The sequence below is a fragment of the Nocardia sp. JCM 38205 genome, assembly GCF_058222935.1.
In genome coordinates, this window is sequence record NZ_JBYHFL010000006.1 from 288,375 (window position 1) to 313,321 (window position 24,947).

21 protein-coding genes and 1 pseudogene are annotated in these 24,947 nt (G+C 67.6%); 11 read left to right on the forward strand and 11 right to left on the reverse strand.

Annotated elements, in window-relative coordinates:
- Positions 1-180 precede the first annotated feature (180 nt).
- Together AC4HOU_RS23030 and AC4HOU_RS23035 are read left to right on the forward strand one after the other, a co-directional pair.
- Positions 181-1,560: a hemolysin family protein gene (locus AC4HOU_RS23030; RefSeq protein WP_195019267.1), complete on the forward strand. Its 1,380-nt coding sequence runs from the start codon at positions 181-183 to the stop codon at positions 1,558-1,560.
- The gene (locus tag AC4HOU_RS23035; protein WP_163814704.1) at positions 1,550-2,617 is read left to right on the forward strand and encodes a hemolysin family protein; all 1,068 of its coding nucleotides are present in this window, start codon (positions 1,550-1,552) and stop codon (positions 2,615-2,617) included. The genes AC4HOU_RS23030 and AC4HOU_RS23035 overlap by 11 nt, the downstream gene beginning before the upstream one ends.
- A gap of 11 nt (positions 2,618-2,628) precedes the next feature.
- On the opposite strand, the gene AC4HOU_RS23040 is transcribed toward AC4HOU_RS23035, so the two are convergent.
- The 6 genes and pseudogenes from AC4HOU_RS23040 to AC4HOU_RS23065 form a co-directional block, all read right to left on the reverse strand.
- Positions 2,629-3,933, reverse strand: a complete 1,305-nt coding sequence (locus AC4HOU_RS23040; RefSeq protein ID WP_195007162.1) for a DUF1254 domain-containing protein — start codon at positions 3,931-3,933, stop codon at positions 2,629-2,631.
- A 273-nt stretch (positions 3,934-4,206) separates the two neighbouring features.
- Positions 4,207-5,394, reverse strand: coding sequence for a lipase family protein (locus AC4HOU_RS23045; RefSeq protein WP_256673393.1), 1,188 nt, complete (start codon positions 5,392-5,394; stop codon positions 4,207-4,209).
- Positions 5,395-5,770: 376 nt separating this feature from the next.
- A complete protein-coding gene (locus AC4HOU_RS23050; RefSeq protein ID WP_490725226.1) occupies positions 5,771-6,487 on the reverse strand; it encodes a type 1 glutamine amidotransferase domain-containing protein in 717 nt (238 codons plus the stop codon).
- A 202-nt stretch (positions 6,488-6,689) separates the two neighbouring features.
- A pseudogene (locus tag AC4HOU_RS23055) lies at positions 6,690-7,828 on the reverse strand (phosphotransferase family protein).
- Positions 7,825-9,084 carry an acyl-CoA dehydrogenase family protein gene (locus AC4HOU_RS23060; RefSeq protein ID WP_195019264.1) on the reverse strand — a complete coding sequence of 420 codons (1,260 nt, stop codon included), beginning with the start codon at positions 9,082-9,084 and terminating at the stop codon, positions 7,825-7,827. Before AC4HOU_RS23060 ends, AC4HOU_RS23055 begins: the two are co-directional and overlap by 4 nt.
- Before the next feature lie 43 nt (positions 9,085-9,127).
- Positions 9,128-9,880 (reverse strand): SDR family oxidoreductase, encoded by a 753-nt coding sequence (locus tag AC4HOU_RS23065; protein WP_490725228.1) that lies wholly within the window; start codon positions 9,878-9,880, stop codon positions 9,128-9,130.
- A gap of 84 nt (positions 9,881-9,964) precedes the next feature.
- Between AC4HOU_RS23065 and AC4HOU_RS23070 the strand changes: the two genes are divergently transcribed.
- Positions 9,965-10,579: a TetR/AcrR family transcriptional regulator gene (locus AC4HOU_RS23070; RefSeq protein WP_490725230.1), complete on the forward strand. Its 615-nt coding sequence runs from the start codon at positions 9,965-9,967 to the stop codon at positions 10,577-10,579.
- A gap of 30 nt (positions 10,580-10,609) precedes the next feature.
- Here the strand turns inward: AC4HOU_RS23070 and AC4HOU_RS23075 are convergent, their stop codons facing one another.
- Positions 10,610-10,732: a hypothetical protein gene (locus AC4HOU_RS23075; RefSeq protein ID WP_490725232.1), complete on the reverse strand. Its 123-nt coding sequence runs from the start codon at positions 10,730-10,732 to the stop codon at positions 10,610-10,612.
- Positions 10,733-10,930: 198 nt separating this feature from the next.
- Here AC4HOU_RS23075 and AC4HOU_RS23080 point away from each other — a divergent pair, with 198 nt between their 5' ends.
- Complete coding sequence (locus AC4HOU_RS23080) at positions 10,931-11,923, forward strand: NAD(P)H-quinone oxidoreductase (protein ID WP_490725234.1); 993 nt, start codon at positions 10,931-10,933, stop codon at positions 11,921-11,923.
- On the opposite strand, the gene AC4HOU_RS23085 is transcribed toward AC4HOU_RS23080, so the two are convergent.
- A complete protein-coding gene (locus AC4HOU_RS23085; RefSeq protein ID WP_490725236.1) occupies positions 11,924-12,544 on the reverse strand; it encodes a TetR/AcrR family transcriptional regulator in 621 nt (206 codons plus the stop codon).
- Between the two features lie 174 nt (positions 12,545-12,718).
- Here AC4HOU_RS23085 and AC4HOU_RS23090 point away from each other — a divergent pair, with 174 nt between their 5' ends.
- The 3 genes from AC4HOU_RS23090 to AC4HOU_RS23100 all read left to right on the forward strand — a co-directional run bounded on the left by AC4HOU_RS23090 (position 12,719) and on the right by AC4HOU_RS23100 (position 16,148).
- Positions 12,719-13,600 (forward strand): 3-methyladenine DNA glycosylase, encoded by an 882-nt coding sequence (locus AC4HOU_RS23090; protein ID WP_490725295.1) that lies wholly within the window; start codon positions 12,719-12,721, stop codon positions 13,598-13,600.
- Positions 13,601-13,923: 323 nt separating this feature from the next.
- Positions 13,924-15,498, forward strand: coding sequence for an LVIVD repeat-containing protein (locus AC4HOU_RS23095; protein WP_490725238.1), 1,575 nt, complete (start codon positions 13,924-13,926; stop codon positions 15,496-15,498).
- On the forward strand, positions 15,495-16,148 hold the full coding sequence (locus tag AC4HOU_RS23100; protein ID WP_490725240.1) for a DUF305 domain-containing protein: 654 nt from the start codon (positions 15,495-15,497) through the stop codon (positions 16,146-16,148). Before AC4HOU_RS23095 ends, AC4HOU_RS23100 begins: the two co-directional genes overlap by 4 nt.
- A 10-nt stretch (positions 16,149-16,158) precedes the next feature.
- On the opposite strand, the gene AC4HOU_RS23105 is transcribed toward AC4HOU_RS23100, so the two are convergent.
- Positions 16,159-16,947 carry an MHYT domain-containing protein gene (locus tag AC4HOU_RS23105; protein WP_490725242.1) on the reverse strand — a complete coding sequence of 263 codons (789 nt, stop codon included), beginning with the start codon at positions 16,945-16,947 and terminating at the stop codon, positions 16,159-16,161.
- 197 nt (positions 16,948-17,144) lie between these two features.
- Positions 17,145-18,533: an enoyl-CoA hydratase-related protein gene (locus tag AC4HOU_RS23110; protein WP_490725244.1), complete on the reverse strand. Its 1,389-nt coding sequence runs from the start codon at positions 18,531-18,533 to the stop codon at positions 17,145-17,147.
- 79 nt (positions 18,534-18,612) lie between these two features.
- On the opposite strand from AC4HOU_RS23110, the gene AC4HOU_RS23115 reads away from it, so the two are divergent.
- From AC4HOU_RS23115 to AC4HOU_RS23130, 4 genes are all read left to right on the forward strand, one after another.
- Entirely contained in the window at positions 18,613-18,822 is a 210-nt protein-coding gene (locus AC4HOU_RS23115; RefSeq protein WP_228806793.1) for a hypothetical protein, read from the forward strand.
- Between the two features lie 411 nt (positions 18,823-19,233).
- The gene (locus AC4HOU_RS23120) at positions 19,234-19,599 is read left to right on the forward strand and encodes a hypothetical protein (protein WP_194991661.1); all 366 of its coding nucleotides are present in this window, start codon (positions 19,234-19,236) and stop codon (positions 19,597-19,599) included.
- Positions 19,600-20,045: 446 nt separating this feature from the next.
- Positions 20,046-21,209 (forward strand): alpha/beta hydrolase family protein, encoded by a 1,164-nt coding sequence (locus AC4HOU_RS23125; protein WP_194991663.1) that lies wholly within the window; start codon positions 20,046-20,048, stop codon positions 21,207-21,209.
- A gap of 234 nt (positions 21,210-21,443) precedes the next feature.
- Entirely contained in the window at positions 21,444-21,869 is a 426-nt protein-coding gene (locus AC4HOU_RS23130; RefSeq protein WP_490725248.1) for a hypothetical protein, read from the forward strand.
- Positions 21,870-22,756: 887 nt separating this feature from the next.
- On the opposite strand, the gene AC4HOU_RS23135 is transcribed toward AC4HOU_RS23130, so the two are convergent.
- Positions 22,757-24,937, reverse strand: a complete 2,181-nt coding sequence (locus AC4HOU_RS23135; protein WP_490725250.1) for a malate synthase G — start codon at positions 24,935-24,937, stop codon at positions 22,757-22,759.
- Positions 24,938-24,947: the final 10 nt, after the last annotated feature.

Sequence of the window (24,947 nt, forward strand, 5' to 3'; positions counted from 1 at the left end):
CGCCGGCCCCCATTCCCCATGCGAAAGGAACCAGTTGTCACCCGCGTCCGAGGACGCCGCACAGGAGGGCTCCTCTATCGAGCCGGGTGACCAACCCGGCGTCCTCCATCTCGCAGCCGTCCAGCTCACCGCAGTACGCACGACCGTGCCCACCGATCACCGGCCCGGGTGGTGCTGACCGTGTCCGTCGTGCTCACTGTGCTCAGCCTGATCGGTTTCATCGCACTGACCGCGGGGACAGCGCTGTTCGTGGCCGCGGAATTCTCCCTCACCGCCCTCGAACGCAGCACCGTCGAAGCGCACGCGCGCGACGGTGACGTCCGGGCCCGAATGGTCCGCAAGGCCCACCACACGCTGTCGTTTCAGCTGTCCGGCGCCCAGCTCGGCATCACCATCACGACCCTGATCACCGGCTATATCGCCGAACCGGTGCTGGCGCGGCTGCTGACGCCCGCGTTCTCCGCCGTCGGTCTCTCCGACAGCGCCGCGCGCGGTGTCTCGCTCGCGCTGGCGCTGATCCTGGCCACCTCGCTGTCGATGATCTACGGCGAGCTGGTGCCCAAGAACATCGCCATCGCCGCCCCGCTGGGCACCGCCCGGATGACCGCGGGTCCGATGGTCGCGTTCTCGGTGGTGTTCAAATGGTTGATCCACTTCCTCAACGGCACCGCCAACTGGGTGGTGCGCCGCCTCGGTGTGGAGCCGGCGGAAGAACTGCGCTCGGCCCGGTCGCCGCAGGAACTGGGTTCGCTGGTGCGTACCTCCGCCCAGCGCGGCGCCCTCGATCAGCGCACCGCGCAGGTGATGGACCGCTCGCTGGAATTCGGCGAACGCAGCGCGGAGGAGCTGATGACGCCGCGGGTGAAGATCGAAGCGCTCGACAAGTCCGATACGATTCCCGATCTCATCGCCGCCGCCGGCCGCACCGGCTACTCCCGGTTCCCGGTGATCGACGGCGACCTCGACAACACCCTCGGCGTGGTGCACGTCAAGCAGGCCTTCACCGTTCCCGCCGAATCCCGGCGCGGACTGGCGCTGCATCTGCTGGCCCGGCCGGTTCCGATCGTGCCCGCCAGCCTCGACGGTGACGAAGTACTCGAACGCATCCGCGCCGATGGCATGCAGGTGGCGCTGGTGGTGGACGAATACGGCGGCACCGCGGGACTGGTCACCATGGAGGACGTGATCGAGGAAATCCTCGGCGATGTGCGCGACGAGCACGACGAAGAGGAACGCGACGTGCGCCGCGTCTCCGATGGCTGGGATTGCTCCGGTCTGCTGCGCATCGACGAGGTCTCCCGCGCCACCGGATATGAAGCGCCCGAAGGGGAATACGAAACCCTCGGCGGGCTGGTGCTCATCCGGCTGGGACGCATTCCCGAAGCCGGCGACACCGTGGTGCTGCCCGATCCACGCTCGCAGCAACGTCATCCGGGTGACGGGCAGGGCGGCTGGCTGGCCAGGGTGGAGCGGATGGACGGACGACGGGTGGATCGGGTGCGACTGATCCCGGTCACCGCCGACGTGCTCGACGGGCAGGAGGCCGACCATGGGCGGTGATCTGTTCGGAGTCGCGCTGACCGTCGTGCTCCTTGCCGGTAACGCTTTTTTCGTCGGCGCCGAGTTCGCACTGATCTCGGCGCGCCGCGACCGGCTGGAAGCCCTTGCCGCACAAGGCAAACGCAACGCCACCACCGTCATCCGGGCGGGTGAGAACCTGTCGATGATGCTGGCGGCGGCCCAGTTGGGCATCACGATCTGTTCGATCCTGCTGGGCCGGGTGGGCGAGCCCGCCGTCGCGCACCTGCTGGAAGGTCCGTTCCATCTGGCCGGGCTACCCGATCAGCTACTGCATCCGGTGGCGTTCACCATCGCCCTGGCGATCGTGGTGGTGCTGCACATTCTGTTCGGCGAGATGATCCCGAAGAACATCGCGCTGGCCGGGCCCGAACGCACGGCCCTGCTGCTGGTGCCGATCCACCTGCTGTGGCTGCGGCTGGCCCGTCCGCTGATCGCGGTCTACAACCTGGCGGCGAACCTGTCGCTGCGGATGCTGCGGATCGAGCCGAAGGACGAACTCGACGCGACCGTCTCCAGTGTGGAGCTGGCCGAGATGATCGGCGAGTCCCGCTCGGAGGGCCTACTCGACGAGGAGGAACACCGCAGGCTCACCCAGGCACTCGGTACCTCCGAGCGTGTCGTCGGCGACGTCATGGTGGGGCTGGACACCACCAGGACGGTGCCGTTGCACGGCGACGGCACCACCCTCGGCGATATCGAATCCGCGGTCGCCGAAACCGGGTTCTCCCGGTACCCGGTCTCCGCCGACGACGGCTCACTGGTCGGCTATCTGCACGTCAAGGACGTACTCGACCTGGTCGCCGACGAGACCGCCGGCCCGAACACCCCGATCCCGCGCACCGACATCCGCCCACTGCCGACGGTGCTGGCCGGAACCCCGCTCTACGAGGCGCTGGCCCGGTTACGCCGGACCAGCAGCCACCTCGGCCGCGTGGTCGACAACCGCGGCAACACGGTCGGCATCGTGGCGCTCGAGGATCTGGTGGAGGAGTTCGTCGGCACCGTGCGCGACGGCACCCACCGCGTGATCGAATAGCGGCGCCCTGCTCACCCGACCTTGTGCACCGGCGGTGGCGTCCAGGTGCGGTCGAGTGCGGCGGTGTGCGGTGCGTACAGGCGCAGGGTGATGCCGAGCGGCCCGATGGGAGCGGGAAGCCAGTTCGATTCGCGGTCCGGCCCCGGGTTGGTATGCGAGATGTGGATATCGAGGGAGCCATCGGGGTTGTAGCGCAGCTCGTCGCGATCGCCGATGGCGAAGCGATTCAGCTCGTTCGGTGTTTGGAATCCTTCGGCGTCGTACATCGTGATCGACCAGAAGGCGTCGACGGGCGGCAGCCGGTCCGCGTCGAAATGGATGACGTAGTCGGAATCGCCCATGGGCGGCTTCCCCTCGGCATCGGCGAGCAGCAACGGGTAGATGGCATCTTCTGGTGGGTTGGCGCCGAGTCCGGCTTTGGCGATGGCCGCGCGAGTGAGGTAGTCGTTGCCGTACACACCGGTGCCGAGGGTCACCCAGCCGTCGACCGGCGGCACGACCGTTCGGGGCGCGTTGGTGATCGCCATCCGCGCGTCGGCCACACCCGCCTCGATCTCTTCGAGCTCGGCCGCGCCGAACCGCGCGACATCGAACTGGCGGCCCGGGACTATTCCGAGCGGTTCGATCCTGGCCAGTTGCGAGAAGTCGGTGAGGTGCGGCGGATCGACGGCGAGCGCGGCGCAGGCGCGCCGGAAGAAATCCGCCGCCGACAACGATTCGACCACGTGCAGCGGTTCCACACTGCTGTCGACGGTGGGGTCGGGCTCGAACGGAGCACGCTCGCCGATATCGATGATCCGGAGACCGTCCTGGAAGGCGTTGACCGCCGCGTAATCGCCGGGCCCGTTGGTCTGCGGGCGGGCGATGATCCACACATGGGGCGTCGGTGCGTGGATGACCGGGATGTCCGGCGGTAGGTCCCCGCGGTATCCGGGCCCGACCAGCAGATAGTCCTGCGGTCCTGTGCCGGTGGTGCGCTTGCCCGGGCTGGCGAACACATCGGTCCACGCATCGAGCATCGGCAGCATGTAGAAGCGATCACCGCTGTCGGGTGCGTGCACCTGTACCGGGCCTTGGTCGAGGTCGATCCAGGCGCAGGAGTACAGGGTGTCGAAGTTGGGCCGCACGACCGTCCGGAACGCCGCGTCCGGGAATTCCCGGATGTGGTGGAACTGGTTCGGCGGGCCGAAGCTGGGCTTGGACCCCGCCGCCCCGTTGATCTGCTGTCGGCGGGTTTCGTCGGTGGTTACCAGCGGATACAGATAGATGTAGGCTTCGCGACTCAGTGTGCGCAGATCGGCGGCCAAGATGCTCATGATCCCTCCATCGCAATCGACGTCGACACGGGTGTGCGTCGATCGTGTCGATGGTGTGCCGGCGTCGATCGCGTGTGCCGGCATCGCGGCCGGTCCACGCTGACCGGACGCTGACCGGTTCCGCCGCTCGATACCGGTGTGGATATCGACCGTCGATCGGAACCGGTGTGGTTCGACGCCGTCACCGACGGTATTCGCCGGCCCGGCCGCCCCTCCTCACCCGATCGGGGTGAAGTCGATGCGGGACCGCCGACCCGCACGGTCCCGCATCGATCAGCACCCGCTCGGCAAGGGGTCGCCGCGGAAGCGGGCTTCGACGAAGTTCCAGGCATCGGCGAATCCGGCGACGGCGGCGGTCATGTGCTCGGCGATGTCGTAGGTGACCAGCTCGACCGGCGCCCCCGCACGGCAGTACCGGTCCGCGACGGTGGAGATGGCGTTATACGGGGTCAGCGTGTCGTAGCGGCCGTGCCACAGGTAGGTCGGTGCGCTTGGTACGCCGTCGAAATGGGTGAGGCTGTTCTCGTGGAGCACCGCGCGCGCCTCGGGGCTGTCCATCAGGCTCTTGGACGCCGCCATCTCCTCGGCGCTGCGGAAGACCCCATGGAAGAGCAGGAAGCGACGGCACGCGTTATGGGTGAACTCGCGGAACCAGCGTCCGTGGTCGTTGAGCTGCTCGGAAATCGGCAGGCGCTCAGGGTATTCCCGTTCCAGCCCCATGGCCGCGGCGAAGGCGAGGCCGAACCCTGGATGCGGGCCGAAGCCGAGACCGAGGGCCATCTGTTCCAGATCGGCCGGGATTCCGCCGGCCACCGCCGCGGTGAGCTCCAGTTCGGGTGCGTAGCTCGGTTGCAGGGCGGCGGCCCAGGCCGTCGCCATGCCGCCGCCGGAGTAGCCGGCGATCGCGACCGGCGCATCGTGCAGGCCGAGCTCGGCGACCCGCTGAACGGCGCGGACGCTGTCGAGGGTGACCATGCCGCTCAACCGCGCCGCACCGTAGGCCACGTTGGGCCCGAGGTAGTCCGGCAGTGAGATGGCCCAACCCCGCCAGATCGGCAACATGGACCCGACCGCGTCCTGCAACTCGCCGTTGAACAGCGACCGGGACGGATTACACCGCGTACCGAGCGAATTGATCAACGCCTGATACGACACCAGCGGCGGGTTCGGCACTCCGATCGGCATCAGCACCGTGGTCATCCCCATGATCGGGTCGCCGGTGGAATCGGTGGACCGGAACGCCACCTGCCATCCTTCGGTCCCCAGATAGGGTCCGGTGTCGATCTTGCGGATGCGCACCACGTCCCCCGGGTGGCGTGCGGCGAGATCGGCGGGCGGGGCGTAGAACGGATCCGGGTCGGGATCGGGGTACCTCGGTTCGGAACCGGCCGGGGCGCAGAGCAAGCCGAGGCAGACAATGCTCAGCACCAGGGTCAGTAGTCGGAAGACAGATCTGGACAAGACTTTCCTTCGGGCAGCACCGCATGGCCGGTGGTGCGCCGCAACATCTTTCGTGTCGCATCGCACCCGGCCGAGTGGATGGGGGGAGGCCGCGACCGCAAGCGGTCCTGTAGGCCGCACAGAACATAACGGCCGAAACCGTCTCCGCTCACAACGGAAAGCGTTTCCTGTCGCCGATCACAACCCGGCGTCGCGATGACGCGGGAGGGCAACAAGGTGGGCGGCGGCCGCTGTGATGGCCGCCACCGTCATCGGCCGGTTACCTTGCCGCCGCCTGGTTGCTGCGCGTGTGCGGCAGACTCCCGGGCCGCCGGATCCGCCTGCGTGCTCGTGCCGGAGGTGCGCGCGAAGCGCAGCGGAACAATCAGTGCACGAACTAATTCGAGGACTGTCCCGCACCGATTTCATCGACCAACCGGCGGGCCAGTTCTTCCGACGATTGCGGATTCTGGCCGGTATACAGATTCCGGTCGACAACCACATACGGCCGCAACGGAATCCGGCCCTTGGAGTATTCGACGCCGGCTTCCTTCAGCTTGTCCTCGAGCAGCCACGGCGCTTTCTTGGCGAACCGGTTGAGCAATTCCTCACGATTGGATAATCCGGTCATCCGATAACCCGCGAAGGGTGAGTGCCCGTCGGGCCCGGTCGCGGCGAGGACAGCCGCGGGCGCGTGGCACAGCAGGGCGAGCTTCTTGCCGGATGCCAGCCGGTGCGCGAGCAGCGCGCCCGAGGTCTCGTCGTAGGCCAGGTCCTCCATCGGGCCGTGGCCTCCCGGGTAGAACACCAGGTCGTAGTCGTCGGCGTCGACGGAATCGAGCGGGACCGGCGTGTCGAGCACGCTCTCGATGCTGTCCAGATACCGTTCGACCTCGCGCCGTTTCCACGGCATCCCGCCCGCGATGCCGAGGCTGAGCCGATCCAGCGTCGGTGCCTTGCCGCCCGGGGTGGCGACGGTGATGTCCCATCCGGCTTCGGCGAAGATCCGATGCGGAACCGCCACTTCCTCGGCCCAGAAGCCCGAGGGATGCACTTCGCCGTCGTTCAACGTCCAGCGGTCGGCGGCCGAAATTACGAACAGCACCTTCGTCATTTCTGTACCCCTGCTCGTCAGTGGTATGGATATCGGATTCGGCCTGCGCAACCTTCGCTGCGTCCACGATAAGACCGGGCCGGGAGCCGGGGAGTGAAAACGATCCCGACCGTCAATGTTTCTAGTGCTTACATTAGCGGCCGGGCTGCTCGTCGTCAAGAAAAGTGATCGGTGCCGCGCCACTCGTGCGGGCCGCGGTCCGTTACCTTCCCGCGCCGAACCCGGCCAACCGCGCCAGCGGTCCCGGCAGGGCGCGCAGGCGGGCGAACGGGCCGCCCATGATCAGTTCGGTGCATCGCCACTCGAGCACGAGGACCGCCGCTCGCAACTGCCCGAAGGCGGGATTGGTGGTCTGGCCGTGGAAATAGCGGTAGTACACCTGCTGGGCGATGACCGCGAGCCGGAACAGGCCGAACACCTCATAGAACCGCCACTGTTCGGGCGTGATCGTCTGACCGGTCCGCGTGGCGTAGTACTCGACGATCTCCGCGCGGGTCATCATGCCCGCGACATCGCTCGGCTGGCGGCGAAACCTGCGGAAGATCCGATTGTCGCCCGCCTCCAGCCAGTAGGCCAGCGCGGAGCCGAGATCCATCAGCGGATCGCCGACGGTGGCCATCTCCCAGTCGAGCACCCCCACCACCCGCAGCGGGTTCTCGGGGTCGAGTACCAGATTGTCGAGGCGGTAGTCGTTGTGGATGAAGCACAGGCCGCGGTCGGCGGGCTGGTTGTCCGCCAGCCAGGACATGACCTTCTCGAACGAACCGACGTTCTTGGTGCGCGCCGCGCGATAACGCTTGGACCAGCCCCCGACTTGGCGTTCGACGTAGCCGGGCCCGCGGCTGTATTCGTCCAGGCCGGTGGCCGCGAGATCGACCTGGTGCAGGTCGATGAGCCGGTCGACGAAGACGCGGCTGAGCTCGTGCGCCTGCGCGGGCGTGAGCGCGAGGTCCTCGGGCAGATCGCGGCGCAGGATGCGGCCGGTCAGCCGCTGCATGACATAGAAGTCGGAACCGATCACCGCGGGATCGTCGCAGTAGGCGACCATGCCCGGGACATAGTCGTATGCGGGCGCGAGCAGCTGCTGCACGTGGTATTCGCGGTGCATATCGTGGGCGCTCTTGGCTTTGCTCCCCGCGGGTGGACGCCGCAGGATCAGCTCACGCCCGGGGTAGCGCAGCAGATAGGTGAGGTTGGAGACGCCTGCCGCACCTCGGGCACACCATCCAGGCCGGCCGGATCCGCGGCGTGCTCGCGCAGCCAGTGCGCGACGGCCTCGACGTCGAAGGAGTCCTCCTCGCGCACCGTGCGAGCGGGGTCGAGTTCGCCGGCGCGCGTCACGCGTCCGCCTTCCGCTGGTATTTGCCGAGCTCGAGGCGGGCGACCACGCCGCGGTGCACCTCGTCGGGGCCGTCGGCGAACCTGATCGCCCGCGCCTGCAACCATGCCGCCGCCAATGGCAGATCCTCGGACAACGCGGCGCCGCCGTGCAGCTGCATGGCCATATCGATGACCTGCTGCGCCATGGTGGGCACGGCCACCTTGATCTCGCTGACGGCGCCGTAGGCGGCGAGATCGCCGGTGTCCAGCAGCCAGGCCGCGTGCAGCACCAGTAGGCGGGCCTGGTTGATGGCGATCCGCGCGTCGGCGATGCGTTCCCGGTTACCGCCGAGGTTGGCCAGCGGTTTACCGAACGCGGTGCGTGACAGGGCGCGCCGGCAGGCCAGCTCGAGCGCCTGCTCGGCGAGACCGATCAGCCGCATGCAGTGGTGTATCCGCCCGGGGCCGAGCCTGCCCTGCGCGATCTCGAACGCCCGGCCGGGGCCCGCGATGACGTTCGACAGCGGCACCCGGACATCGGTGAGCCGGATCTCGCCGTGGCCGTGCGGTTCGTCGTACCAGCCCATGGTGGGAAGCATGCGGACGACCTCCACGCCCGGTGCGCTGCGCGGCACGATCACCATCGAATGGCGCCGGTGCCGGTGCGCGTCCGGATCGGTGAGGCCCATGAAGATCAGCAGTTCGCAGTCGGCGTGGCCGATTCCGGTGGACCACCATTTGGTGCCGTTGAGCACCATCTCGTCGCCGTCGACGATGGCGGTCGCCGCCATGTTCGTGGCGTCCGAGGACGCCACGCCCGGCTCGGTCATCAAGAAGGCGCTGCGGATCTTCGCTTCCAGCAACGGTTCCAGCCACTGCCGCTGTTGTTCGGGGCTGCCGTAGCGCAGCAGCACCTCGGCGTTACCGGTGTCGGGTGCGTTGCAGTTGAACACATACGGTGCGATCAGCGACCGGCCGGTGAGTTCGGCGATGGGCGCGTAGTCGATGTTGGTCAGGCCCGCGCCACCGTCGGTGCCGAAGCGCTGCGCGTAGCCGTCGCCGTGCCCGGCGGGCAGGAAAAGATTCCACAATCCGGCCGCGCGCGCCTTCGCCTGCAGCTGCTTCATTCGTGGCAGCGGTTCCCACGCGGTGCCGGCGGCGCGGGCCTCGGCCAGCTCGGCGTGATAGGCCGCTTCGACCGGGGTGATCTCGGTGTCGATGAATTCCTTGACCCGCGCGGCCAATTCGGCCCCGCGCGGTGACGGTGAGAGCAGCATCGTGGTTCCTCAGGGTTCGGTTGATGTTGGGCGGGCGGGACGGTCAGCTCAGTCTGCGTACCAGCGAGAGCGGGAGAACACGCATCGCCACGCTGATCGGCGCCCACGGCCAGGCCGGCACGACCGCGGTGTCGGGTTCCTTCTCGATCGCCTTCGCCAACGCCCGGCAGCCGGTTTCGGCATCGACCATGAACGGCGCGCTCGCCACCTGCTCGTTGAGTTCGGTGCGGATGTAGCCGGGGTAGATCGTGCTCACCCTGATGGGGCTGCGCCCCGACAGTTCGGCGCGCAGGCCCTCGGCCAACATCGCCAGGCCCGCCTTACTGGCCGCGTAGGTCGTCATCGCGCGGCGCATCCCGCGAAACGCGCTGACCGAGGACATCACCACCAGATGCCCGTGCTGCTGGGCGCGGAAGATCGACATCGCCGCCTCGATCTGCGCCAATCCGGCGACGAGATTCGTCTCCAGGGTGGCGAGGTTGTCCTCGAATCCACCCGTCCCCAGCGCTTTGCCCTTGCCGATGCCGGCGTTGACGATCACTCGGTCCACTCCACCCAGATCGACGGCGAAGGCGGCGAACACCTCGTTCACCGCGGCATGGTCGTTCACATCCAGGGCCCGCACGAACACCCGGCATCCGGGGTGCGCCGAGGGCAGCTCCGCGGCCAGCGCCTCGAGGCGATCGGTGCGGCGAGCACACAACGCCAGGGTCGCGCCACGGGCGGCGAATTCGCGCGCGAGGCCCATCCCCAATCCGGAACTGGCGCCGGTGATCAAGATCTTCGACCGCTTCATCAACGAACTCCTCGCACGTCCTTGTTGAGCATTGCTCAAAACCTACATTACTGAGCAACGCTCAACAAGGGCTATGGTGAGGCCATGACGGAGGCGAGCGCACGAACAGCCGGCCCGGCAACGACCGGCGGGCGCAGGAAGAGTGCGCAGGACCGGCGCGCCGAGCTGGTAGGGATCGGGCTGCGCCTGCTCGTCGACACCCCGATTCATGAGCTGTCCATCGATCGGGTCGCCGAACAGGCCGGGATTTCGCGCGGACTGCTGTTCCACTATTTCGACACCAAGACCGACTATTACGTCGCGGTCGTCGTCGCCGCGGCGCGCCGGATGCTCGATCAGGCGCGCGACCCAGGCGAAGGCAGCAGCCGGGATCGACTGCGGGCCATCACCACCGGTTATGTGGCGTTCATCCGGCGCCGGACCCGCAACTATGTCTCGCTGGTGCGCGGCGGTGCCGGCGGTGACGAACGGGTGGTCGGCGCCTTCCGTGACGTGCGCTCCGAACTCACCGAACGCGTCATGAACGCCGCGGGCATCGCCGCCCCCACCAGTTGGCAGACCCTGGCGGTGCGCGGCTGGCTGGCGATGGGCGAGGAGATCGCCATCGAGAGCACCCGGTGCGAGGTCACCACCGAGCAGGTCGTCGAGGCATTACTCGATCAGCTCGCCGCCACGCTGCGCCTGGTCGACCAGATGTAGCTGCCACGTCGAACCGCGGCCGCAAGCGGCTCACGACCGCGCCGTCAGCACCTCTTCGTGGCGAACGCCCGCGAGCACCGGCGCCCGCAGCTGGTCGGCCACGCGCCCGGGCGAGGCCGCGTGGAGTTTCCCGTCGAAGTAACGGAATGCCACGCCGAAACCCTTGTCGGACAACATCCTTGCTGTGGCTGCCGCACTGGAGATTCTTCATTGGCGCGGCGAGCCCGCCTCGCGCCACCGCAGCTCCGCGGGCCGGTGAGACGGATGTGATCATCGACTCCACCGTGTTGACGCCACCGCCACCACGGGTAATGTAAGCGTTGTTTACATACCCCGATCGGAAGGATCGATATGTTCGCGGTGACGCTGAACGGCTACGGAGGACCTGAGGTCATGAACTGGCGGGAGGTCGAGGATCTGCCCGCACCCGGCCCCGGCGAAGTGGCGATCGATGTGGTCGCCGCCGGGGTGAACCGCGCCGACATCATGCAGCGGTGGGGCGTCTATCCGCCGCCGCCCGGTGCCAGCGACATCCTCGGCCTCGAGGTTTCCGGCATCGTGGCCGCGGTCGGTGCTGGCGTCACCGAATGGGGCCCGGGTGATGCCGTATGCGCGCTGCTACCCGGTGGGGGTTATGCCGAACGGGTGAACGTGCCGGCCACGCAGGTGCTGCCAGTGCCCGACGGTGTGAGCCTGACGGCCGCCGCGGCCCTGCCCGAAGCGGCAGCCACCGTCTGGTCGAATGTGGTCATGGCCGGGGGCCTGCGGCGGGGGCAGACGCTGCTGATCCACGGCGGCGGCAGTGGGATCGGCACGCATGCGATCCAGGTCGGTAAGGCGCTGGGCGCGCGGGTCGCGGTGACCGCCGGATCACAGTTCAAGCTCGACCGCTGCCGCGAGCTCGGCGCGGACACGCTGATCAGTTACCGCGAACAGGATTTCGTCTCCGCCGTCACGGAGGAATACGGCGGTGCCGACGTGATTCTCGACATCATGGGCGCCGGCTACCTGGCGCGCAATGTGGATGCGCTGGCCGAGGACGGCGACCTGACCATCATCGGGTTGCAGGACGGTGCGGTCGCCGAGGTCAACCTCGGAACCCTGCTCAGCAAACGCGGGTCGATCCACGTGACAAACCTGTGCCGACGCCCAGAACGCGGCCCCGGATCCAAGGCGGAGATCATCGCCGCGCTGCGCCGGGACCTGTGGCCGCGTATCGCCGAAGGTGCTGTCCGGCCGGTTGTTTCGGCGGAGATCCCGATTTCCGAGGTGGCCGATGCGCATCCTTTGCTGGATTCGGCGCAGACGGTCGGCAAGGTGCTGCTGACGGTGCGCGAACCCTGATCAGGAATGCGACCGGACGGCCGACCGCGCCGTTCGCCGGGACCGGGGCCGCACCGCCGGCCCGAGCACCGAGCGCACCGCCGCGCTGACAGTGGCGGCGGGCTCCCCCGGCGCGTCGGCGTCGAACTTGCCGTGCAGGAACAGAAACGCCAACCCGTGCACGATCGACCACATGGCAGTGGCCAGCGCCTCCACGTCCGCGTCCGGAAACGCCTCACGCACGATCGACCGCACGTATTCGTGGATGGCTTCGGTGGCCGCCACGCGCTCGGGACTTGTGGGATCGCACGGCTCGGAGAACATGGCCCGGAACAGGCCAGGGCGGGCCAACGCGAACTGAACATAGGCAATCGCGATGTCGGAGAAATCCTCCGCCGTCTTCGGCGCCGGGTTCGCGGCCGCCAGTGCGGCAGCCAGCTCCCGATACCCCACCGCGGCCACCGCCGACACCAGCGCCTCCCGATCGGCGAAATGCCGATACGGCGCCGCCGTGGACACCCCGGCCCGCCGCGCCGCCGCCCGCAGCGACAGCTCGCCGTTCTCCTCCAGCAGCTCGATCGCAGCCCGAACCAGCGCGGCAGGAAGGTCGCCGTGATGGTACGGCGTATTCGACGTTGCCATGGCACCACCTAGCACTAGTTAACGGCGCTAATATTATCGTTGCCCCGATGATAGCGGTGTATGGAGGTGCCCGAATCCGGTCGAGGCGCGGGTCGAGGGCGCGTCGTCCGTCGCGGGCGGGTGCGGGAAAATGAACGGGTGAGTACGCCCAACGATCTCGACCACTCCCCCGACCTGCGGGTATTGCCGCAGGTCGAGTGGCGGGAGCGGGCGCGGGCGCATCGGGAACGCATCGACGAGCTGGTCGGGCCGTACCTGCGGCGCAGGGCGGCGGGCGCGGCGCATCCGGTCATCGATTTCCTGTTCACGTATTACGGGCATAAGCCGGCGCAATTGCGGAGGTGGCATCCCGGCTTCGGGGTGGGCCTAGCGGAGGCTGCCGAATACGCGGGAGCGCGCGGGTATCGCCAGGTGGATATCGGTTCGGGAATGGTCGCGACGCCCGATCCGGCATTTCTGGCGAAGCGGCGTGACACCGTCGAGTTCGTGGCGCGGTTGCTGCGGGCGACGGCAGGGCGGCCGGCGCAGCTGTCGTGTTTCGGGCTGCACGAATGGGCGATGGTGTATCGCTCGGATGAGGTGCGGCACGGGGCGGTGCCGTTGCGTCTGGGCCGGGCGGGGACCGATGCGGTGGTCGAGTCGATGTCGTTGCGCTGCACGCATTTCGACGCCTACCGGTTCTTCACCGCGGACGCTGTCGGCCGCAACAACCAAGCGCTCACCCGCGATGATCAACCGCTGCGGGAACAGCCGGGCTGCCTGCACGCGAATATGGATCTGTACAAGTGGGGTTTCAAACTCGTCCCGCTCATCGACTCGGACCTGCTGGCTGATTGCTTCGAACTCGCTTGCGCTGCAAGAGAGCTCGATATGCGAGCGAGTCCTTACGATCTCACCGAGTACGGCTACGAGCCCGTCACCATCGAAACCGCAGCCGGGCGAAGCGAATACGCGCGCGCTCAGTCCGCGCTCGCGGAGCGGGCCGCCCCGTTGCGGGCCCGGTTGTTGCGGGCGTGCGAGCGATTGCTCGAGGCAGCGGCGGCGCCCACCCACTGAGTAGCCGGCTCGACCGAGGCGCTCGTTGTGCGAGTTTCACAGACAGTGGAACCACCACATCCGAGCACCGACGTCGATCAACAGGCCCTGGCTCGGTCCCGCCGTCCAGCACCGTATCCCTCCATGCAGCACAGCGTTCCACCTGGTCAGAGCCGATGCCTTCGCGCTGAGCGCCGGTCGCGGCGGGCAATTCCGCGAAAACGCTCCCGCCCCGACGCGCCCTTATTAAACTCCGGTCAGTAACGTCGGCCCTGCTGTCTGGGACGCTAGCCAACCCGCTGCGGGGCCGACGTGAGTCGGACAACAGAAAGTTGGGGGATGCGATGAGGCGTCCGTTGAAGCTGCGCCAGGCCAGGCCGTTCGCCTTGGCCGCGGCGGCATTGATCGCCACGATGATGCTGCCCGCGGGCGCGTCGGCCGACCTGCAATCCGATATCGCCACTGGCGTGCGCGAATTCCTCGACGTCGGCCGGACCTCGGTGCCGCGCGCCGACTGCGGCCCCGGCTCGATGCCCGAACCCGGCCTCCAGGGCGATGTTCCGGCCGCCGATCGCGACAGCGGGCGCAGCACCCAGGGCTACCGCTGCAACATGTCGATGGTGGGCCAGTTCGCCGGGCGCGGTGCGGGTATCACCTCCACCAGCTTCGAGCACTGCGCGTACATGGGCTCGTTCTTCCCCGGCAATCTGCTCGGCGAGGGTCGTGGCGTGCAGGTGCTCGACGTCTCCGATCCGGCGAATCCGCGGCCGACGGCCACCCTGACCGAGCCGGCGATGCTCGCGGGCACATGGGAGAGCCTGAAGGTCAACAAGGAACGCAAACTGCTGGTCGGCACCGGTGTCCCGGTGGGCATCGGCGTCGGCTATCTGTCGGTGTACGACATCTCCGACTGCGCGCATCCGCGGCTGCTGAATCCGGGGCCCGGCACGAATCTGGCCATGCCGCTGCCGATCACCACGCATGAGGGCGGGTTCTCCCCCGACGGCCGGACCTACTGGGCCTCGGGCATCGCACCCGGGTTCGTCAGCGCGGTCGACCTGACCGATCCGTCGAATCCGCATGTGGTGTGGCAGGGCCTCACCGGCATCGAGGCGCACGGCTTCGGCATCAGCCCCGACGGCAACCGCATGTACATCTCCGCGCTCGGCGGCTTCACCGTGCTCGACATCAGCGCCGTGCAGCGGCGCGACCCGAATCCGCAGGTCCATCACATCGGCCGGGTGTTCTGGACCGACGGCTGGGCGACCCAGCACAGCGTGCCGGTCAGCTATGACGGCAAGCCGTATCTCTACACCGTCGACGAGGGCGGATCCGGCGGGGTCAAGCTGATCGACATCTCCGATGACACCGCGCCGAAGGTGGCGGCCAAACTCAAGCTCGAGATCAATCTGCCGCAGCACATCGACAGCAATATCGGCTCCTCGATGGGCGGCTCGGCCTTCGCCTACGAATCCCACTACTGCGCGGCCGACCGGCAGGAGAACCCGACCGCGCTCGCCTGCGGCTGGATTTCCTCGGGCATCCGGGTCTTCGACGTACGCGATCCGGGCAATATCCGCGAGATCGCCTACTTCAATCCCCCGGCCCGCACCGGACGCAACCTCGAGCTGTGGAATTCACCGCACGCGCTGGCGTCCATCATCGGCGTGCCGTTGATGAGCGCGCCGAACGCCGTGCGCGCGGTGCTCGAGGGCCAGTTCAACCCGATGGACGCGCTCACACCGCGTACCGGGCGGCTCGCCTTCGGCGACGTCTCCACCGACTGGTGTTTCTCCCCGCCGGAATGGCGCGGCAACAAGCTGTATGTGGCGTGTTCGGATAACGGCTTCATGGTGCTGGAGCTGAACAACGGCGTGTACACGCCGCCGCCGAACCAGTCCTCGATCGTCGGATCGTGAGCATGCCGCGTGGAATGCGGATCGCCGGGTACGCGGCGGTCGCGGTGTTGCTGCTCGTCATCGGCGCGGCGCTGCGTCCGCTGTTCGTCGATGACGACCGACCGGCCGATCCGGTGCTCGACGCGGTCGAGATCGGCTTCGTCCAGGACATGACCGCCCACCATCAGCAGGCCGTGATCATGGTGCAGCGACTCGATCCGGCCGTCGACCCCGCCGTCGCGCGGCTCGCCCAGCAGATGGCCGACACCCAGCGACTGGAGATCGGCACCATGCTCGGATGGCTGCGCTTGGCGAACGCGTCTCCGCTGTCCCCACAGCCGATGGACTGGATGCGGGCCGCTGCCGAACCGGCGCATCGCACGGGACCGGCCGGCGCGCACGCCCCGGCCGGGCACCCCATGCCCGGGATGGCGACCATGGCCGAGCTCGATGCCTTGTCCGCCGCCAGGGGCCGCGCCGCCGAGATCCTGTTCCTGCAACTCATGCTGCGCCACCACCAGGGCGGCGTGGCGATGGCGCAGGCGGCCGATCAACTCATCGAATCCGGACCGGTCAAGGAGACCGCGCGGTCGATGATCCACGCCCAGTCCCAGGAATCCGGGGTGATGGCCGCCCTGCTCGGCCAACGCGACGCCCGGCCCCTGCCGTGAGCGTCGGCAGTCAGTGCTCGATCGGCTGACGCGGCCATTGCCGGCCGCTGCTCACCAGCGTCGTCGGATCGGTGGTGGCCAGCGTGGTGGCGACGGGCCGGTCGGATTCCAGGGACGCGGCCGCGGCTGCCGTACTGCGGACGTCCAACTCGGCGACCCCGACCAGCACGACCAGACCCACCACGACCAGTGCGACGGTCGTGATCAGCGGCGTCAGCAGATCCACCGGCGCCATACCCACCGGCGTCGCCTGGTGATCACCGTGGTGGGCGCTCATCGCCATCATGCCGGTGTAGTGCATGCCGCAGACCGCGAGGCCCATGATCACCGCGGCGCCGACCGTGTTGGCCCAGCCGCGCACATGCACCATGAACCAGAACGCGGCGGTGGCGGCGACGACCGCGATGGCGATGGACAGCGCGACCAGACCGGCGTCGTACTCCATGGTCGCGCCGCTGTTCATCGCGGCCACGCCCAGATAATGCATCGCCGCGACTCCGAAACCGGTGATCGCACCACCCAACGGCAGGGCCATCGCCTCCCGATGCCCGCGCACCACGATCGCCAGCCCGACCAGCACCACGACCACCGCGATGGCCGCGCTGAACAGCGTCAGCGGCACGTCGTAGCGGATGTCCACGCCATCGATGGCGAACCCGAGCATCGCCGTGAAGTGCATAACCCAGATACCCGCGCCGCCCAGCGCCACCGCCGCCGCGACCAGCCAGCCGATCGGCGACTTCGCCGTGCGCGCGTGCGCCGCGCAGCGCAGGCCGAGGACCGACCCGATGAAGGACATGAGATAAGCCAGGGCAGGGGTTACCCACCCATTGCTGAAGTGCTACTCCGATGTTGCGTTAGTCGATTTCCGATCCGCGATCGGGTGCACGAGGTGTGCGAACCACCGAAATGAGGATTTCAAGGTGAGAAGTTCACCACGAATGTGCTGGGAGTCGCCAATCGGTGTCTCTACTGCGCCACCGGATGGCGAGCCGGTCAGCCGAGCAGGTACGCGGGCGTAGCGGCGGGTACGACGCCGTAGACGAACTCCCGGCGCAGCCGGTGGTAGGGCTCGCCGTCGCCGTAGAAGTTGCGGCGCATTTCGGTCAGCTCCTCGGCGCGGTAGTCGGCGAGCGGTTTGCTGAGTTCGTCGGCTTCGCGCCGCTGCTTCTTGGCCACCAACCGGCCCTCCAGCTCCGGCGAATCGGCCAGCGCCGCGGCTTCGCGGCGCACCCAATCACGGAAGGCCGTCGTGCTGCCGGGCGCCACGCGGTCCACCAGGCCGATCTCGGCGGCCGCCGCGGCACCCACCGGCAGCGTCTCGCGAGTGAGCCGCGCGGCCTCGGGTTCACCGACGCGGCGCGGCAGCGAGTAGGTCCAGTACTCCGAGCCGTAGAGGCCCATCAGGCGATAGTGCGGGTTGAGGACCACCGATTCCCGGCACCACACCTCGTCGGCGGCCAGCGCCAGCATCACCCCGCCGGCCGCGGCATTGCCGGCCAGTGCCGAGATGACGATCTTGTCCGTGGTGGTCAGGATCGCCTCGACCACGTCATTCATCGCGTTGATATTGTGCCACGACTCCAGCGCCGGATCCGCGGCCGCCTCGATGACGTTGAGGTGGATGTCGTTGGAGAAGAAGTCGCGGGCGGGCCCGAGCACCAGCACGGCGGTCGGCCGGGCGCAGGCCTGCCGGTAGGCGGCCAGCAGTCGCTCGCACTGGCTCGTGCTCATCGCACCGCCGCTGTAAGCGAATTCCAGAAAGCCGACGGCGCCCTCCTCGCGGTAGCGCAGTTCGGACCAGGTGTCGCGGACCGCCGCCTCGGCCGGCGTCACCGGCACTTCGGGCACGTCGGGCAGGTCGGCGCCCAGTGCGTCGACGGCCGGGCGTTTGAACGTCGCGGGGCCGCCGGGCAGCCGGCGTGGCCGCAGCTGCGGCAGCCAGACCGCGCCGTCCACCGTCGCCCGGCAGATCGCGCCGTCGCGGGTGGCGATCAGCTCGCCGGGGGCGCCGCGCAGTTGGTCCTCGTTGTGCCCGCCGTGGACGAAGTATTCACGGCCGAGCAGATCGTCGAGCACCCCCGGCTGAGAATCGGCGGCACGCAGTTTGCGCAGCACATCAGCGGTGGAATCGGCGGACCAGTCGATGCGGCGGTACTGCTGGGAGTGGTACGGCCGCAACTGTCCCCGCACATCCGGGCGTCCGTAGTCCAGCGGTTCGGGCTCGAACGTCCCGGCCGCGAACCTCTCTACCGCCAGCAGCACCGCAGCCACCGCGGCGTCGGACACCTCGTTGCGATACAGCTCGCTCTTGCCGCACGCTGCCATCTCGAACGGCACCGACGCCCAGATCGGCCCGGCATCCATTTCCGCGACGGCCTGCAACCGTCACACCCCACTCCTGGGCGCCGGTGGCGATGGCCCAGTCCAGCGAGGACGGGTCGCGGTCGCCCTTGGGGCCTGGATGCACGATCAGCACGGTGTGCTCGGTCCAGATGTCCTCGGGGATCGCGGTGGTGAGCATGGGCGCCACGATCAGCTCCGGCCGGAAGTGGGCCACCCGCGCGCGCAGCAGATCGTCACCGAGCGCCAGTTCCACTCCCACCTTGTGGCCGCGTGCGCGCAGTTCGGCGTGCACGCGCTGGGTGAGGCTGTTGAAGGCACTGGCAACTAGCAGGATGCGCACGTTTTCCCCTCTACCGGCGGATGAGCAGTGTCATCCCCTGAATGATCTAGATGTCGGAGACCAAGCTAGCGCTCGCGGATTTCGGACGCAGCGCGGCCCGTGGGTCGTCCTGCGTGGTGCGCTCGCCAAGGCGGGAATCCGCGCACATCCTGGACGGCATATTCGACCAGCTCGACCGGGCCGAGAGGTAGCCCGGCGAGGATCCGACGACCCATCGACAACACAGTGCGCCGACGTCGGCACCACGCTGCCGAACACCTCCGGCGACTACACTCGGGAATTCCCCACTCTGGGAACTCGACTCGGATACACCTACGATTTCGGGAACTGTTGTTCGGCACAGCGAAAGAGAGAAGCTTGGTGTCCATCCCCAGGAGAAGTTCCCGACGGCTATATATCGTGGGCGCAGCGATCTCCGCTCTCGCGGCCGCGCCGGTATCGGCAACCGTCGGCGTGGGTTTGGCTCAGGCACGACCGCCCGCCGACGCTTTCTGCACATCGGTTCCGGTCGCCAGCCGCGTCGATATCACATGCACGAACACCGATGTGGGGCCCGCGACCGTCGGAGCGCTGATAACGTGCAGCAACCTCGCCGTGCTGGTCCGGGAGGTCCGAATGCGTCCCGAATCGACAATCCAATTGAGCGAGGACTGCGGCCCCGGCGCGCACCCGGTCACGTGGAACGCGAACGCCAAGACCGACTATCAGCGCGACCGCGAACGCGACGACGAAATCGAACGCAACTCCGACCGCGATCACGCGTAAAGCCACCGCGATCATCTGAAGCGCCCACGGCAGGAAACCTTCGCACATCGAAGGCGTCGCGGGCCCGTCGCGGCCAGTGAGCGCTCCAGCGCGCATCCGGAATCCATCTGAGTGTGGTGCGGTGTCGAGAGATATCAACGGACACAATGATATCGAGACGATGCGGGTTTCGCCCCAGCAGCCGGTGTCGCGGCTCCCGTTGAGCAAGGTACAGGTGCTTGCGCGCTGGTCGCGTGGAGCGCCTGCACGTGCGACCTCGATGTCATGCAGATCGCATCCAGGCGCTTGGTCAGGCCGAATCGGATCTTTGTAGCTGAGCGCGCTCCCGCACCTGTAGCGGGAATGTTACTCAGTGAAGAGGGCAACGATGCTCGCCAGGATTTCGGGGGCACAACAGGTGATCTCCCTGATGCGTGGGCGCCGGTTCCGCTTCTAGGTTCTTGTCTATGACCGCTACCTCCGCGCTGCGCCGGGTCGGCGCGACTGTGATCGCCCTCCTAGTGACCGCCGTACCTGCTACCGCATCCGCGGAACCGGTACGTTTCGCCTTGCCCGCCCCGACCGGTTCCTATCCCGTAGGGAGCGTCGATCTGCACCTGGTTGATCCGGACCGGCATGACCCGTGGGTTGTCGGCAGCCCGCGGGAATTGATGATCACCGTGCGGTACCCGGCACGACCGAACACCGAGCCGAAAGCTCCGTACATGCCGGCCGGGGTCGCCTCGACCACAGCCGAGCTCGACGCCGGAAAACTCGACATCGATCCTGGCTTGCTCGACTTCCGCTTTCCCACCCACGCCGGCCTGGGAGCACCCGTGGCCGAAGGCCGATGGCCCGTTCTGCTGTACTCGCCGGGAGCGACCCTGTCGCGCGCACACGGCACCGTCCAGATGGAACAACTCGCCAGCGACGGCTACATCGTCGTGGCGATCGACCACACCCACGAAGCCGAAGCCGTCGCATTCCCCGATAACCGCGTTGAACGGCGAGCATTGCCTGCACCGACCATCGAAGTGTCCAAGCGCCTCATCACCACTCGTGTGCAGGACATCCGATTCGTGTTGGACCAGCTCGAAAACGTGGCCAGCGGCGACAACCCCGGGACCCAAGGGCGTGGTCTGCCAGCCGGGTTGCACACCTCACTGGATCTCTCCAGGATGGGCATGTTCGGTCATTCCGCCGGCGGTTTCACCACAGGCGAAGTCATGACCGCCGACCATCGCATTCGTGCCGGAGCCGATCTCGACGGCAGCATGGCCTACTCCCAATCCGCCCGTGACTTCGGCCGCGTCGCCGACGACGGTCTGGACCGTCCGTTCCTGCTGATGAGCGCGGGCGATCACAGCGCCGCGAACGACGCGTCCTGGCAACAGTTCCTCGCCACCCACCGCGGTCCGCTCTGCCAGGTCCACCTCCCCGACGGTGAGCACTTCAGCTACACCGACTACCAACTCCTGCTACCCCAGCTAGGTGAGCCTGATCCGACATTCGTGGGCACCATCGACCCCACCCACAGCCTCGCTGTTCAACACCGCACGCTCGCTGCCTTCTTCAACACCTACCTCGCCGCCCATGGTGATCGGCCAGCAGCGCCCCCCTACTGCACCTGAATCCCCTATTACGACAACCGTAGCCACCATCGGTGTGAGCAAGGCGCTCGGCGTCCGTGTCGGGGGATCTGACGGCCGAGCGATTCGAGCAGGCCCCGCCTGGGTGCGCGGCTGTTGACGCCAGCGGATGAGGAGTGCCCGGGCCTGCAGCTGGGCATACCCGATACACCACACCGGGGTGTGCGTGCACCACTGGCGATGTGGGGCCCCGGGACCGCGCCGTGTCGAGAGCAGTTGTCCAAAGCCATCGCCGACGCACCGGTCAACCGCGCCTGGGTAATCGCGCTCGCGATGGTGATCGCGACGCACGAAACCCCACTCGGCAAGAGCTTGTGGCACGACCACCCGGCCACGACTCCGGCATACCTGTATCTGCTCGCCTGCGTCGGCGCCGGCGCAGGAGGGGACTACACCCTCGACGAAGTCGAACAAGCCGCCGCCGGTGACATCGACGACCACGGCATCGATATCGGCACCGCCGCCCGACCGCCGCACACGGGGGCTGCCGATGCCGTACGCGGCTGCTACCAGCGGCCGCGGCGGCCGCCGAGTAATACCATGAACAGTGGATCTTCAGATCGCGGGGCCAGTCGAAATCGGTCAGTTCCGGGTCTGCGGTCAGCAGCAGTTGTGAGTCCACCTGCTCGGTCTGTGCGGTAGCGCACGAGCTGCTCGTGCACTGCGTCGGCGGTCCACAGGCTCGCCGTCTTCACCTCGACGCCGGTTCGATGTCCGTCGTCGTGGTAGACGAGTAGTCGATGCGGCTGCCTCGCGCCGCGTGCGTGCCCACCGCGAACTCTGCCTCATGATCGATGATGACCTCGTCATAAACGCCGCCGAACTGCCACCCCTGGTCGGCTGTCCCAGTGAATTCCGACACCGTTTATCAAGGAAGTTCGGCGTCGCGCGGAGCCTGTCACGCGTGACCGTGACGGTGAAAAATGACGTCACTGCGCACGGTTGAAGCCGTACGGAGCGGATGATCCGCACACACGAGCGGCGCTACGGAGTGGTCGAATCACAACCGTCGCGGACCCCCGGGAAATCGCCGGCGCACTGGTTTCACTGGCACGATTCCGCCTGGCGTGTGTGCCATCAGGGTCAGTCTGGTGTCGAGTGGGCCGGGGAATGCTGGTCGACTTCGGTGATCCGTAGGGCCGGACGCTCGGCCGACCGTGTTCTTCAGCGTCCCCCACGTCCGACCACTCGGAAGGGTTCGTAGAGAGCGCACCCGCGCTGTCGACGCGGCGTTCAGCTCAGCCAGCCCAGGCAACCAGCGGGCTGCGACCGACCCGCCGAGTCCATCACGTGACGTTCGGCATGCGCCGCCGCGGGCTATTTCAGGAGCGGCGCAAACCTGCTGATCAGCCCTTCTTCTCGAGCACGATTGCCCACCTAGATGTGTGTCCTTTTTGTGTCCGTTTCGACCGTGACACGCCGGTATTCGAGCTGAACTCCAGAGATGACAAAGGCCCCGTACCGGAATGTCTCCGTTACGGGGCCTGCGCCGAAACAGCTGCGGGGAGCTACTTGTCAGTCACTGAGCATCACTTGTTCGCCAGCGCCTTCGCCTCGCGACGGCGGCGGTGCAGGATGGGCTCGGTATAGCCGTTGGGCTGCTTGGTGCCCTCCAGGATGAGCTCCTTGGCGGCCTGGAAGGCCACGCTGCCGGCGAAGTCGGGGGCCATCGGACGGTAGTTCGGGTCGCCGGCGTTCTGCCGGTCGACGACCGGGGCCATCCGCTCCAGGCTGGCCACCACGTCGTCGGCGGAGACGATGCCGTGACGCAGCCAGTTGGCCATCAGCTGGCTGGAGATGCGCAAGGTGGCGCGGTCCTCCATGAGCGCGACATCCTTGATGTCGGGCACCTTGGAGCAGCCGACGCCCTGGTCGATCCAGCGCACCACGTAGCCGAGGATGGACTGGGAGTTGTTGTCGAGCTCCTGCTGCTTCTCCTCGTCCGACCAGTTGATGTCGGCGGCCAGCGGGATCTCCAGGATCTGGTCGACGGTGGCGCGGGCGCCGCCCTTGGCCAGCTCGGCCTGCCGCTTGAACACATCAACCAGGTGGTAGTGGGTGGCGTGCAGGGTGGCGGCGGTGGGCGAGGGCACCCAGGCGGTGTTGGCGCCGGCCTTGGGGTGGCCGATCTTCTGCACCAGCATGTCGGCCATCAGGTCCGGCATGGCCCACATGCCCTTGCCGATCTGCGCCTTGCCCGGCAGGCCGGTGGCCAGGCCGGTGTCGACGTTCCAGTCCTCGTAGGAGGCGATCCACTGCTGGGCCTTCATATCGGCCTTGCGGACCATCGGCCCGGCCTCCATGGAGGTGTGGATCTCGTCGCCGGTGCGGTCGAGGAAGCCGGTGTTGATGAAGACCACGCGGTCCTTGGCGGCGGCGATACAGGCCTTGAGGTTGACCGTGGTGCGGCGCTCCTCGTCCATGATGCCGACCTTGAGGGTGTTGCGCGGCACGCCGATGACGTCCTCGATGCGGCCGAACAGCTCGTTGGTGAAGGCGACCTCGTCGGGGCCGTGCATCTTCGGCTTCACGATGTAGACCGAGCCGGTGCGGCTGTTCTTCAGCTCGGTGTCGCCGTTGAGCGAGTGCTTGGCGATCAGCGAGGTGATCAGGCCGTCCATGATGCCCTCGGGCACCTCGTTGCCCTCGGCGTCGAGGATGGCGTCGGAGGTCATCAGGTGGCCGACGTTGCGCACGAACAGCAGCGAACGGCCGTGCAGCACCAGCTCGGAGCCGTCGAGCGCGGTGTAGACGCGGTCGGGGTTCATGGTGCGGGTGAAGGTCTTGCCGCCCTTGCTGACCTCTTCGGCCAGCGTGCCCTTCATCAGGCCCAGCCAGTTGTGGTAGCAGAGCACCTTGTCCTCGGCGTCCACCGCGGCCACCGAGTCCTCGAAGTCCATGATCGTGGTGACCGCGGACTCCAGCACGACGTCCTTGATGCCGGCGCTGTCGGTGCTGCCGATCGGCGATTCGGGGTCGATCTGGATCTCGATGTGCAGGCCGTTGTGCTTCAGCAGGATCGAGCTCGGGGACTCCAGGTCGCCCTTGTAGCCGACCAGCTGGGAGGCGTCGGCCAGGCCGATCTCGGTGCCGTCTTCCAGGCCGACCTCGAGCTCACCGTCGACGATCTTGTACGAGGTGGAGCCGATGTGCGAGCCGGTGATCAGGGTGACCGAATCGTCGAGGAAGTTGCGCGCCCACTCGATGACCTTGTCGCCGCGGACCTTGTTGTAGCCCTTGCCCTTCTCCGCGCCGTTCTCCTCGGAGATGGCGTCGGTGCCGTAGAGGGCGTCGTAGAGCGAACCCCAGCGGGCGTTGGCGGCGTTGATCGCGAAGCGCGCGTTCATCACCGGCACCACCAGCTGCGGGCCGGCCGTGGTGGCGATCTCGTCGTCGACGTTCTGGGTGGCGATCTGGAAATCGGCCGGCTCGGGACGCAGGTAGCCGATCTCGGTGAGGAAGTTCTTGTAGGCGGCCTTGTCGTAGTTCGCGCCGGGGTTCTCGCCGTGCCAGGCGTCGAGCTTGCCCTGGATCTCGTCGCGCTCGGCCAGCAGGGCACGGTTACGCGGGGCGAGATCGTTGATCACCTGTTCCGCACCGGCCCAGAACGCGGCGGAATCCACGCCGGTACCCGGAAGCGCCTCGTTCTCTACGAACTCGTGGAGAACGCGTGCCACCTGTAGCCCGCCGACCTGAATCCGCTCTGTCATCTAAGCCTCA